We start from the raw sequence: 12,911 nt of genomic DNA on the forward strand, positions 1-12,911 counted from the left end.
TGCTTCATTTTGTGGACATTCAATCCACCTAGGCGAGTGCCTTCATAGATAACACGTCGGTACTCTCCGCCAAACATTACATCATGATGATCTCCTACATACATTGTGTCCTTTCCTTCGAGAACAATGTTTTTGTATGTAGCAGTATCATTATCAGTAGCCGGATACAAAGATTGGTAATCAAACTTCAATGGTGTTGGTGGTTTTGGTGGTTTGCTTGGCATCATCACATTAATAACACCCTCAGGTAGAGTCCGATCATCTATCATTAAATAGGATTTATCTAATTGACTATAATAAGTTCCTATTTCATAATTATTTCTATTTGTTCTACCACTGTAGGTAATACCTGTTTGTATACTCTTATTGTTAAAGTATTCTGTTTTATTTAAATTGACAGGTACCATTCTTGAATCTGCCGCAAAGACCATTCCACTTTTGTGAAATACAGTAGCATATTTATCAGCATTATCAGTGTGTAGCTTTTCTTTAAAATAACTGAAATCTACTTTAATTGTATTTAGGTTAGGATTTTTAAAATCATACATAACACTACTATTATAGGATTGTTTTTGACCATACATGATACGACGATATCCTTCTGTATAGCCTGTTAACTGTTTTGTTCTCGTATTGAAAGTCTTTTCTGACATATGTCGATTGATAGGCCGTTCTTTCGTCACATTCATATTGAAGCTTGCATTCCAACGACCTTGGTTTCCACTGCTCAATGCATAATATGCTTGTTCATGCTTAGTACCACTAGATACACCCAAAGATTGTAACATATCGGTAGTATCGGTAGGCTGCTTCGTAATAATATTAATGATACCACCCATAGCATCTGATCCATATAAAGCAGAAGAAGGTCCACGAACAATTTCAATGCGATTCACTTGGTCTAAATTAATGCGGCGCAGCGTGTATACATTTGTCGTATTAGATGCGTCTTCACCGGCTAAACGACGGCCGTTTACGAGCACAAGAGAGTGGCGTGATTCCATACCACGAATCATCACCTGATTACCAGTCATACCTGCTTCTGATAAATTAATATTTTCCACCAATTGTAGAGCACTTTCTACCGTATCTGCTCCTAAACGTTTCATATCATCTTGCGTAATTAATTGTACAGCTGCAGAACTATTCCTAATAGTTTCTGCTTGTTTCGAAGCCGTAACAACCGCCATATAATTATCACTTGCCTCCATTGCATGTGTCACATATATAGGCGCTAATAAAGTGCTGAAAATAGCTCCACATAAGGATGCTTTTAAAAGTGTATTCATGACATAACCTCCTAAAAATTATTCATATAATGCTTTGTACATTAATTCTAGTGTTTGTGTAATTCGTGTACCAGGATTCAAGGCAAACAAACCACCAGGAACATAGTGAATCTGACCTGTTTCCACTGCTTGTACATGTTGCCAGGCTGGATTCGATTGCATTTCTTTTATAAAAGACTCTTTAATCGAAGGATCAGGATACATAACTACAAAAATAATTCGCTCAGGATTTTGTTCCTGTATAAATTCTAAACTCAGTGGTACATAAGGCGCTTCGCTCTTCATATATTTACCAATGTTATCGGCACCTAATGTATCTAACAATTTACCGCTGAAAGAATGATCTGTGCTGACGTTTAGATTACCTGGTGTACCCAGTAACAACAATGTTTTAGGATGTGGCTTATCCTTTATTTTCCCTTGATAGTCTGAAAATACAGTATTAATTTTCTCTATTTGCACCTTGCTTATATCTGGATGGTTCGTTAGCTCGCCGAATAGTTGCAAGGACCGATTGACATCTTCAAAGGAATCTAAATCATTAATATACAAAGGAATGTTCGCCGATGTTAAAGCCTCCCGAAGTTTTATATGATTTGCTATATTCATACCAATCACCAAATCTGGATGTAGACTAATAATCTTTTCTACATCAGGATTGTATGTGTTCCCTACAGAGGGAATGTCTTTTACCTTTTCTTGTAACTCTCCTGTCAAAGAGGCAGCATCCATACGCCCCACAATAGTTCCTTCAACGGCCAAATACATATCAATATTGGCTGTATTTAAGATGACAACCCGTTTGGGATGACTTGGCATAGTCACAGAAGTTCCCGTCTTGTCAATTTCCGTTCTTGTTGATGTCTCTTGAGTCACTGCTGTTGGCGTATCAGCAGTCCAAGAGCACCCTGATAGCACCATCAAACCACATAGAACAGAGGCACAAGCTACTGCATTCCACAATCGCATTAGTTTCCTCCTAATAAAAAATCCACTTTCCCTAAGGAAAATGGAACTTATCCGAATACTATATATTGAGCACTTGCTCACTTGTTACTTAAATTTACGAATTGTTAAATCAATTACTGTTATAATATAATAGTTGATATTTTTTGTCAATTAAAAGCGAGGTCATAAAGACCTCGCTTATATAGGTTATACCTATTAAACTTTCATAATGTTAGTACGCTACTATGACCCATGATCACAGCATAGGAATTATATATAACTACTATGTCGGAATACACTGATGGGTAGCATTACCCTTGAAAGATCGCCTGCGCTTGTTGTATTTCATAACGCAACTTTTCTTCATCAATAGTCAATAATTCTTTATCTTTCATCACTACTTTACCACCCACAAGAACGGTAGTAGCATCTGATGAATTGGCCGCATACACTAAGGATGCTACATCATTATACCGTGGTTGCCAATGCAATCCTGACGTATCATACAATACAATATCTGCCCGATATCCTACATCTAATATGCCCAAATCATTATAATCTAATGCTTTAGCTCCCATGACTGTACCAAGCTCCCAAGCCGTTTGAGCAGGTATTGCCAATGGATCGTATAAACGAGCTTTATGTAGCATAGCTGCTAAACGCACTTCTTCTAGCATATCTGCATTATTGTTACTAGCAGAACCATCTGTACCTAAGCCTACCACAATTCCTTTAGCAAGCATTTCTGGCACTGGTGCAATACCACTGGCTAATTTTAAATTCGATTGTGGATTATGAGCTACACGAACAGATTTTTCTTTCATAATATCCATATCTTCATCTGTTAAATGCACACAATGGGCTGCTAAACAACCTAAATCAAACAAGCCTAAGTCATTCATATGTGCAATAGGAGTTTTACCAGTAGCTTTTATAACATTTTCCACTTCTCCTTTTGTTTCACTTAAATGCATATGAACTTGTGCCCCTAAATCATGACCTAATTGAACCACTCGTTCTAAATAAGTATCGGGACAAGTATATGGTGCATGAGGACCTAGCATAACTTTAATTTGCTGCTGATTATATCCATGATAGTTAAGGAATAATTCTCTACTTTCTACTAAAGCTTGTTCTGCCGTAGGTGCCACACCAGCCATACCACGAGATAAAACGGCACGAATACCTGTTTCTTTCACAGCCTCAGCTGTCTGATCCATAAAGAAATACATATCACTAAAACAAGTAGTACCAGAACGGAACATTTCTGCAATGCCTAACTGTGTACCCCAATAGACTAAGTGATTATTCAGTTTAGCTTCCGCTGGCCAGATGGCAGTTTGTAACCAATCCATTAACTCCAAATCATCTGCGTAATTACGCAATAAGCCCATAGCAATATGAGTATGCGTATTTACCATTCCTGGGGCTGCTAGCATACCTTTACCATCAATCACTTCTTTAGCTTGAGGTGCAGCATCATTAGAAACAAATTCTTTAATGTATCCATTTTCAATGACAATAGCAATATCTCTTGCAATTGAATTTTCTTGTAACACATCTACATGTGTGATAACAACATCAACCATGTTCAACTCCTATTTCCTTTTCTTTTCTTGTAAATTGCGAATACTTTCATTAAACGGAGGTCGCAACACACCTTCTTCTGTGATAATAGCGGTCACTAAATCATGAGGTGTTACATCAAAAGCTGGATTCAATACTTCAATGCCTTGCGGTGCTGAAGGAACGCCTTGGAATTGCAGTACCTCTTGAGGATTACGCATTTCAATAGGAATATCCTTACCACTTGCCATAGAGAAATCGAATGTACTATACGGAGCGGCTACATAAAATGGAATATTATGATGTTTGGCTAATACGGCAACACTATATGTGCCAATCTTATTGGCCACATCACCTTCTAAAGTAATACGGTCAGCCCCCACAATCACTGCATCAATAAGACCTTGTTGCATAGCATAACCAGCCATATTATCTGTTTGTAATGTCACAGGAATACCATCTTCATATAGTTCAAAGGCAGTTAAACGAGACCCTTGTAATAGAGGTCTAGTTTCATCAGCGTACACACGGTCAAGCTTACCTTGTGCATGGACTTCTCGAATGACCCCTAAGGCTGTACCAATCCCCGCTGTTGCTAAGGCACCAGCATTGCAATGGGTCAATATGCGATAGGACTCTTTATCTTGGAATAAGGTAGCCCCATGTTTTGCCATACTTTCATTTAAAGCGACATCTTCTATATCAATGGCGATAGCTTCCTTTACAAGAACCGCATCTAGGTCGCCAATATCGCCTGTGAAAGTATCTACAATACGCAATACTCGATCAATAGCCCACATTAAATTAACAGCTGTCGGTCTAGTTTGGCGTAAGGTTTCCGCAAAAGCTCTAAATTCAGACAAAATCTCTGCACTAGCCCCACCACGATGATAGCTCTCACGGAAGGCAAGAATTAATCCATAGGCAGCTGATACACCAATAGCAGGGGCCCCGCGCACACGAAGCATTTTAATGGCTTCAGCCACTTGACGCCAGTCAGTACAACGTACATATTCCACAGATGCAGGTAATTTCGTTTGATCTAAGATAATAACTTCTGATCCATTCCATTCAATACTTTTCATACTGGTCCCTCCATAGAAACAAGTAGCATTAATGTGTTTCTTCGATTAATAAGGTTTGCATGTCTTCCTTAGAAAAGCGATATTTTTCATTACAGTAGTGACAAGTTAATTCTGTCACTTCATCTTGGGCTAATTCTTGTTTATCATGCATTGGCAAACTTGCTAATCGATCAAAAAATCGTTCTCGACTACAAGGACATGCAAAATGAATACGCTCACTATAGACTTCTTGGACAGTAAATCCATCCAAAATGCGTTCCATCAAGTGTTCCGCATTAGGATTTGCTTTCAAATAATTAGTCACAGGTCCAATGGTTTTCAAATTTGCTTCAATTTTATCAAATGCATCATTTGTTACATCCGGTAAAGCTTGTACTAAAAAACCACCTGCTACAATCGTATGGTAATCTGGATCTACTAATACACCAAGACTTAATACAGATCCCACTTGTTCAGACATAGCTAGATAATAAGCTAAATCTTCTGCCACTTCACCTGTTTGAATAGGGCTTTGGGAAGTATAGTTTTGACGAAGTTTAGTAAACCGAGTCACTTGAACCTCTCCATTACGCCCTACAGCAGCCCCTACATCAAGCTTTCCTTCTCGCAATAGTGGTACATCTACATGGGGATGGTCCACATACCCTCGTACAGTGTTATTACTGAATGCATCCACATGAACAATGCCCAAAGGTCCATCACCACGTAATCGGATACTTACATTTTCATCATTTTTAAAATCACTAGCCATTAGCATAGCCCCAGTCATAGTACGACCTAACGCAGCTGTTGCTACCGGCCACAAATCATGGCGAACTCTCGCCTCTTCTACGGTATCAGTAGTTACGGCAATGGATAGCCGCAACCCTTCTGCTGTTGTATAACGTTTAATAAAATCCACGGATATCCTTCTTTCTACATAGATTCCAATAGATTGATCATTTCGATAGCACCCATAGCGCAATCAAATCCTTTATTACCAGCTTTTGTACCCGCACGTTCAATGGCTTGTTCAATATTCTCAGTAGTAACTACACCGAACATAACAGGGACACCGGATTCTAAGGATACATGAGCAATCCCTTTTGCCACTTCGTTACATACATAATCGTAATGCGTTGTAGCACCACGGATGACAGCGCCTAAGCAGATAACAGCATCATACTTACCAGATTTTGCCGCTTTTTGTGCAATCAATGGAATTTCAAAAGCACCTGGTACCCAAATGGTAGTGATATCACTGTCTTGTACGTCATGACGCAACAAGGCATCTTTCGCCCCGCTGATCAATTTAGATGTGATGAACTCATTAAAACGAGAGCCGATAATAGCAAATTTCTTACCTGTGCCTATTAATTTACCTTCTTGAATCATTGTAATTCTCCTTTATTCATATAAGACATATATGGAACTAAGCACACTGTTTATTAGGTGTTATTTTCATATATTATTACAACATATGGCGCATTTTTTCTTTTTTTGTATTCAAATATTTTGCATTAATGCTATTGGCTTTAATCACAATAGGAACACGTTTAGATACTGTAATACCCCAACGTTCTAAATCTTCTTTCTTTTCTGGATTATTCGTCAACAGCTTAACACTCTTCACGTCTAATTCGCGCAACATTTGTGCCGCTAAGGAATATTCACGCATATCTGGTGGGAATCCTAGTTTCACATTGGCTTCCACGGTATCATACCCTTGATCCTGTAATGTATAGGCTTTAATTTTATTCGTTAATCCAATGCCACGCCCTTCTTGACGCATGTAGATAACGATGCCTTCTCCTTGCTCTTCAATAGAGCGCAATGCATTTTCCAATTGTTCCCCACAGTCACAGCGATGAGAACCAAATACATCTCCTGTTAAGCACTCAGAATGAATACGCATCAACACATCAGATTTTCCACGTACATCACCTTTTACAATCATAAGATGTTCTTTATGATCTACTTCATTTTTAAACACAATGATGCGGAAATCACCGAACTTTGTAGGTAGTTTTGTTTCTGCTGCAATGCTTACTAATCTATCGTGTCGCTTTCTGTATTCCACTAAAGCTTCTACAGAAGCAATCTTTAAATTATGTTTTTTACTGAAAGCCAATAAATCATCCATACGTGACATATAGCCTTCATCATTGGTAATTTCACAAATTGCTGCCGCAGGATATAATCCAGCTAGTTTACAAAGGTCAATAGATGCTTCTGTATGGCCCTGGCGTACTAATACTCCACCTTCTTTGTAACGCAACGGAAATACGTGTCCAGGACGTCTAAAATCTTCTGGTTTTGCATTTGGATCAATGAGTTTTTGCATCGTTACAGCACGTTCTTCTGGAGAAATGCCTGTGGTCGTATCCACATGGTCTACTGATACAGTAAACGCTGTTTCATGATTATCCGTATTCTTTTCTACCATTTGAGGAATACCAAGTCGTAGCAAATCACCTTCCAACATCGGTGTACACAATAAACCTCGAGCCTCTTTGATGATAAAGTTAATGCTTTCACGAGTAGCAAATTCAGCAGCCAAAACTAAATCACCTTCGTTTTCACGACTTTCATCATCTACAATAATCACAGGCTTTCCTGCTTTTAAGTCTTCAATTACTTCTTCAATAGAGTTTAATGTATAGGACATAAATATCATCCTTTCTATAAAAAGCCGTTACGCACTAAAGTATCCATCGTCACTGTACTAGTATTAGTAGACTCCAGATGAGTTTCTTTCATAAAATGCTCAATATAACGGCCAAAAATATCTGTTTCTAAGTTCACTGTAGTACCAATAGTAGCATATTGCAAAATAGTGTTTCCAATCGTATGAGGTATAATAGAAATTTCAAACCAACCAGTTCCCACCTTGGAAACAGTCAAACTAGCTCCATCCACAGTGATAGACCCTTTGTATATAACATAGTGTAGAATAGCATCATCGGCAGCGATACGGAACACAATGGAATTACCCACATGATCTTTACCGATAATCTTGCCTTGACCGTCCACATGCCCTGCCACTACGTGGCCACCGAAACGACCGTTGGCAGCCATAGCTCGTTCTAAATTTACCTTACTTCCTGCTGAAAGATTTATTAATGATGTCATTTTAACTGACTCTGGCATCACATCTGCTGTAAATCTTTGGGCTCCTATGTTCGTGGCTGTTAAGCATACACCATTGACCGCTACGGAATCACCAATTCTTAAATCATCAAAAATTATAGTTCCTGCAATTTCAAGGGTAAGCGAGCTTTGGGAACGTTTTACACTCTGTATGGTCCCTATTTCTTCAATGATCCCCGTAAACATAAACGCCTTCTCTTCCTCTTCGATAACTAATTATTTTCATATTATCACCAACAGCCATCACTTCATCAATATCTAGCTGTACTGCTTCATCTAAACTAGAAAAGCCTAAACCACCCACAGCTGGTGTAGCTCCAATACCTCCAATAATACGATTCCCAATATAGGTTACCAATTTATCAAAAGATTTAGTTTCTACAAAACTAGCCACCACTTGGCTTCCACCTTCAATGAGTAAACTCATACATTGACGAGCACCTAGTTCTTCCAAAATAAAGGAAATGTCTAAACCTCTTTCATTGGATGGCGTCACAATAACTTCTGCTCCCTTATCACTGAAATCTCCCATTTGTTCTAGCCCACACTCTTCGCCAACAAATATTGTTATATTGCGATTAGGTACTGTCCAAATGGTTGCATCTAGTGGAGTTCTACCTTGAGAGTCTAGAATGTATAAATGCGGTTGATTTTCTACGGTTTCTTGTGGAAGACGACAACTTAGTAATGGGTCATCCGCTATAATCGTACCTACCCCTACTAACATAGCATCTACTTCTTTACGAATACGATGACCATCGAGCCTTGCTTCTTCGTTGGTAATCCATTTTGATTCACCACTGGCAGTAGCAATCTTTCCATCTATGGACATGGCAGATTTTAAAATCACGAAAGGCTTACCCGTTTTAATGTATGTAATAAAAGCTTCATTCATTTCCACACATTGCCGTTCTAAAACGCCAATCTCCACTTCTATGCCCGCTTCTTGTAGCATAGCTAGGCCTTTACCCGCTACTAATGGATTAGGGTCAATCATACCAATGACAACCCTAGAGATACCTGCAGCTATTACGCGCTTAGCACATGGCGGTGTTTTTCCATAATGTGAGCACGGTTCTAGTGTCACATATAAGGTAGCTCCTCTAGCATCCATACCAGCTTGATGTAATGCATACACCTCTGCATGAGGCTCGCCGGCTTTTTGATGATATCCTTCACCAATGATGCGCCCATCTTTTACAATGAGAGCTCCTACCATTGGATTTGGAGATGTACATCCTCTTGCTTTTTCTGCTAATTCAATCGCTTTTGCCATATATTTTTCATCAGTTGTCATATGTGTCATGGCTCACCTCTACACAAAAAAGGGACTATATACATAGTCCCTTTAGCATTCCAAATATTTGATAACATACACAATAGCTATCAATATACTGTCTTTTCCCATCCAGACTTTACTGTCGGTTCCGGAATATCACCGGATCTGCTCTCAAGAGCTTGCGGACTATTATACCGCCGGTCAGGAATTGAGGTTCCCCTCGCACCTTGCCTCAAAGACTTCTTTATTTGATTTTAGTTCTTATCTTTATAAGATGACTTTATTGTATCATAAATTGCTTACTATAGCAATGTAATAAGAAAAACAGCCCTAAAGGGGCTGCTTTTCTTTTCATGTTGTATGAATATATTACACAGTTATTTAGAACATGCATCTAATAGGTAAGCAATACCGATGAATGGAATACCTGCACGTTCGCCTAAGCCGATTTCACATGTGGAGCTAGAGCTTACTCCTAATGTAGCCCCGTACTCTTTCACTTCATCTCCTAAATCCCGTGTAGCGGAATGGTTCAATTCTGGTGTAAAGAAACCTTTTTGCCCTGCGAAACCACAACATGCAAAGGATTTAATATTGAATACTTCATCAGTACATGCACGTGCAAGCAGTTCAATGTATTTTTCTTTGCCAGCTTTTTTGATTTTACATTGTTTGTGAACAATAACACGCTCTTTACACTTCACAATATCTAATTTAGGAACAATATGTGTGTATAAGAACTCAGATACATCAAGGATTGTTACAGATTTAATATGTTTGAAAGCATGGGAGAAACATGCAGAATGGTCAATCACAACTGGATATACACCACCACAGCTTGCTTCTAATAAAGCATTTTCTAAATCGCGTAATGCACGTTTATCAATGTCTTCATAGTTTTCAAAGCTCAAACCACAACATAAGTTTTCAATATGACGTGGATAAATGACATTATAACCTGCTTTTTTACATAAGTTTTCCATCACTTGTTGCAAGCTACGAGTATCTTTTTGACCTTGATTTGGTTTGAAAGCACGATTTGCACAAGTACTGAAATACACAACATTATCATTGCCTACTGTGTTACGTTGATTTTTCAAGGTATGGCGGTTAGCTTTTGGCAATGTAGTTGGTGCATATGGTGTCACACCTGTTAGTTCGTGAGCCCCTTTTGTGATTTTAGAGATTAACTTATTGGTAATCACTTTACCTGCTGCACCACCTAAGGTAACCCCCATGCGAGCTGCTGCCAAGGTAGCTGGGAAATTGTCATAAATCGCTTCTGCAATACCATGACCTTTTGCTGTTACTTTACGAACAGATAATGCAATTTGCGCTGTATCAATGCCTAATGGACATAACATGGAACACATAGAACATGCTGCGCATGTATCTACACCATAGTATTGATAACCTTCAGATAATGCATCTGCTTCTGCATGTTTACCTTCTTGACGAAGACGTGTTTCTTCACGTACCAAGGAAATACGTTGACGTGGTGTTAATGTTAAGTTTTTAGATGGACAGTTCTTTTCACAGAAACCACATTCAATACACATATTGAACAATGGATCAATAGCCGCCATCGCTTTCAAGTTCTTTTTATATACATCTGGATCATCTGTAATGATAACATCTGGATTGATTAAGTAATTAGGATCAAATAGCTCTTTGATACGGCGGTTAACTTGGTAAGCTTTCACACCCCACTCTAACTCAACGAATGGAGCTACCATACGACCTGTACCATGCTCTGCTTTAATACTACCTTCTACAGCTGCTACTTGTTCTGCCATTTCTTTCACAAGTCCACTAAAATTATCACGTTCTCTTGGATCATTCAAGTCTGGAGTAATGATAAAATGAACATTGCCACTTAAAGCATGTCCAAAGATAATACCATTATCCATAAAATCATATTTACGGAATAACTCTGTAATGATACCGATGCCTTTAACAAAATCTTCAATTTTAAAACATACATCTTCTGTAATTACCGTAGAACCAGATTTACGTTGTCCTGCTGCAATTGGCAACAACCCTTTACGAATATACCACCAAGAATTATATTCTTCCGGATTCGTAGAGTATAAGCTAGGAATAATAGTTGGAATATCTTTTAATTGTTCTTTAATATATTCCACTTGTTCTTCTAATTCTTGCTCATTATTACTTTCAGATTGGAATAGAATACAGCTAGTACCCTCTGGCACTCCACGTACGAAGTCCGGTACTTGTTCTAATTTTTGTACACTCTTAAGACTGAGGTAGTCCATCATTTCCGCAGATACTACATATTGACGTCCCATATTCGCTAAGGTTACAACTGCGCGAGACGCATCGGATAGCTCTTTATAGAACACAAGACCACAAGCCTTGAATTTCTTATCTTCTACTGTATTATATACCACTTCTGATACGAACCCTAATGTACCTTCAGAACCAATAAAAATATGATTTAAAATATCTACAATATCTTCAAAATCTACTAACGTATTAATCGAATAACCTGTAGTATTTTTAATTTTAAATTTACGTTGGATTAATTCTACTAATTCAGGATCATCAAAAATCCATTGACGAAGGTCTAATAAGCCTTTTACAAGGTCTGCACGAGAGGTCATGAAAGCTTGTACACTAGCTGGATCACTAGTATCTAAAATCGTACCATCCACCAATACAACACGAACAGATTTTACCGTTTGGTAAGAGTTTTCTACAGTACCACAGCACATACCAGAAGAGTTATTATTAAAAATACCCCCTACCAAAGCACTAGCAATGGTAGCTGGATCTGGCCCAATTTTACGTCCATAAGGAACTAATTTTTCATTAGCATCGGAACCAATAACTCCGCAATCACAACGCAGTGCTTTGCCCCCATCTAATACTTCCATTCGTTTAAAGCCATCATTAGCCACCACTAATACATGTTCACTAGAAGCTTGACCAGATAAAGATGTGCCTGCAGCTCTAAAAGTAACTGGTGTACCATATTGATTCGCCAATTCCAAAATACGAATGACTTCAGCTTCATGATTAGCTTTCACCACTACTCGTGGTACATACGAATAACAAGAAGCATCTACACCATAAGCATAGCGGTGTAAAAAATCTGTAAATACTCGATCAGGGCATACGGCCTGTGCTTCCGTAGAAAAAGAAGCAAAATCGTAACGTAACGGTGCTTTCATAATAGGACCTCCTAGCATTACTATATGTAGTATGATTTATAAATTTGAACGACTCGTTCAAAGGGGCATAGCTCTCTATGTCTTACCTATAGCTTACCATAGGAGTAGAGTTTCGTAAATTCTATAATTAATTTTTATAATCATAACTATTACAAAAAGTATAACAAATTTACAAAATCAAAAATTTTTTATATAATAGACTATGAATGAAAGTAGGTGAAAACATGCACGTTTTAGGTGAACACGTTTTAATTGATTTATATTCATGTATTGATGAAAAAATAGAATCTCCTGCTGTCTTACAAGATGCTATTGTGAATGCCTTAGCAATTACAAATCAATGTGTTGAGGAAATCGATTGCCAAATTTTAGAAGATGAAATCTTCTTGGTAGCCGTATCCCATCACTGCCATGTAATTCT

At 38.2% G+C, this 12,911-nt stretch carries 10 protein-coding genes, 1 pseudogene and 1 riboswitch; of the genes and pseudogenes, 1 reads left to right on the plus strand and 10 read right to left on the minus strand.

All coding sequences use genetic code 11. The features are described 5' to 3' along the window. The 10 genes from HMPREF9200_RS03845 to HMPREF9200_RS03890 all read right to left on the minus strand — a co-directional run. A partial coding sequence (locus HMPREF9200_RS03845; protein WP_009353513.1) for a TonB-dependent siderophore receptor occupies nucleotides 1-1,289 on the minus strand: 1,289 nt, incomplete at its 3' end. An 18-nt stretch (nucleotides 1,290-1,307) separates the two neighbouring features. Beyond that, nucleotides 1,308-2,258, minus strand: coding sequence for an ABC transporter substrate-binding protein (locus tag HMPREF9200_RS03850; protein WP_009353511.1), 951 nt, complete (start codon nucleotides 2,256-2,258; stop codon nucleotides 1,308-1,310). Between the two features lie 290 nt (nucleotides 2,259-2,548). Continuing rightward, entirely contained in the window at nucleotides 2,549-3,826 is a 1,278-nt protein-coding gene (locus HMPREF9200_RS03855) for an amidohydrolase (protein ID WP_009353507.1), read from the minus strand. A 9-nt stretch (nucleotides 3,827-3,835) separates the two neighbouring features. After that, nucleotides 3,836-4,888, minus strand: coding sequence for an S-methyl-5-thioribose-1-phosphate isomerase (mtnA, locus tag HMPREF9200_RS03860; RefSeq protein WP_009353509.1), 1,053 nt, complete (start codon nucleotides 4,886-4,888; stop codon nucleotides 3,836-3,838). A 28-nt stretch (nucleotides 4,889-4,916) separates the two neighbouring features. Next, complete coding sequence (gene hslO, locus HMPREF9200_RS03865) at nucleotides 4,917-5,789, minus strand: Hsp33 family molecular chaperone HslO (RefSeq protein WP_009353508.1); 873 nt, start codon at nucleotides 5,787-5,789, stop codon at nucleotides 4,917-4,919. A 14-nt stretch (nucleotides 5,790-5,803) separates the two neighbouring features. Continuing rightward, nucleotides 5,804-6,262 carry a 6,7-dimethyl-8-ribityllumazine synthase gene (gene ribE / locus HMPREF9200_RS03870; protein WP_009353515.1) on the minus strand — a complete coding sequence of 153 codons (459 nt, stop codon included), beginning with the start codon at nucleotides 6,260-6,262 and terminating at the stop codon, nucleotides 5,804-5,806. A gap of 76 nt (nucleotides 6,263-6,338) precedes the next feature. Continuing rightward, a complete protein-coding gene (locus HMPREF9200_RS03875; RefSeq protein ID WP_009353506.1) occupies nucleotides 6,339-7,535 on the minus strand; it encodes a bifunctional 3,4-dihydroxy-2-butanone-4-phosphate synthase/GTP cyclohydrolase II in 1,197 nt (398 codons plus the stop codon). Nucleotides 7,536-7,549: 14 nt separating this feature from the next. After that, entirely contained in the window at nucleotides 7,550-8,203 is a 654-nt protein-coding gene (locus HMPREF9200_RS03880) for a riboflavin synthase (protein WP_009353516.1), read from the minus strand. Further along, entirely contained in the window at nucleotides 8,184-9,314 is a 1,131-nt protein-coding gene (gene ribD / locus HMPREF9200_RS03885) for a bifunctional diaminohydroxyphosphoribosylaminopyrimidine deaminase/5-amino-6-(5-phosphoribosylamino)uracil reductase RibD (protein ID WP_038144635.1), read from the minus strand. The genes HMPREF9200_RS03880 and ribD overlap by 20 nt, the downstream gene beginning before the upstream one ends. A 95-nt stretch (nucleotides 9,315-9,409) precedes the next feature. After that, nucleotides 9,410-9,540, minus strand: a riboswitch (FMN riboswitch). Nucleotides 9,541-9,673: 133 nt separating this feature from the next. Further along, nucleotides 9,674-12,490, minus strand: coding sequence for an FAD-binding and (Fe-S)-binding domain-containing protein (locus tag HMPREF9200_RS03890; RefSeq protein WP_009353510.1), 2,817 nt, complete (start codon nucleotides 12,488-12,490; stop codon nucleotides 9,674-9,676). Between the two features lie 224 nt (nucleotides 12,491-12,714). On the opposite strand from HMPREF9200_RS03890, the pseudogene HMPREF9200_RS03895 reads away from it, so the two are divergent. Further along, a pseudogene (locus HMPREF9200_RS03895) lies at nucleotides 12,715-12,911 on the plus strand (S-adenosylmethionine decarboxylase); the annotation flags it as partial.

This window comes from Veillonella sp. oral taxon 780 str. F0422 (assembly GCF_000221605.1).
Taxonomy (GTDB): domain Bacteria; phylum Bacillota; class Negativicutes; order Veillonellales; family Veillonellaceae; genus F0422.

What these genes read in the sequence shown, in the direction of transcription:
- HMPREF9200_RS03890 (WP_009353510.1), bottom strand. Translation starts at nt 12,490, where the DNA reads ATGAAAGCACCGTTACGTTACGATTTTGCTTCTTTTTCTACGGAAGCA.
- ribD (WP_038144635.1), bottom strand. Translation starts at nt 9,314, where the DNA reads ATGACAACTGATGAAAAATATATGGCAAAAGCGATTGAATTAGCAGAA.
- HMPREF9200_RS03850 (WP_009353511.1), bottom strand. Translation starts at nt 2,258, where the DNA reads ATGCGATTGTGGAATGCAGTAGCTTGTGCCTCTGTTCTATGTGGTTTG.
- HMPREF9200_RS03875 (WP_009353506.1), bottom strand. Translation starts at nt 7,535, where the DNA reads ATGTCCTATACATTAAACTCTATTGAAGAAGTAATTGAAGACTTAAAA.
- HMPREF9200_RS03880 (WP_009353516.1), bottom strand. Translation starts at nt 8,203, where the DNA reads ATGTTTACGGGGATCATTGAAGAAATAGGGACCATACAGAGTGTAAAA.
- HMPREF9200_RS03855 (WP_009353507.1), bottom strand. Translation starts at nt 3,826, where the DNA reads ATGGTTGATGTTGTTATCACACATGTAGATGTGTTACAAGAAAATTCA.
- ribE (WP_009353515.1), bottom strand. Translation starts at nt 6,262, where the DNA reads ATGATTCAAGAAGGTAAATTAATAGGCACAGGTAAGAAATTTGCTATT.
- mtnA (WP_009353509.1), bottom strand. Translation starts at nt 4,888, where the DNA reads ATGAAAAGTATTGAATGGAATGGATCAGAAGTTATTATCTTAGATCAA.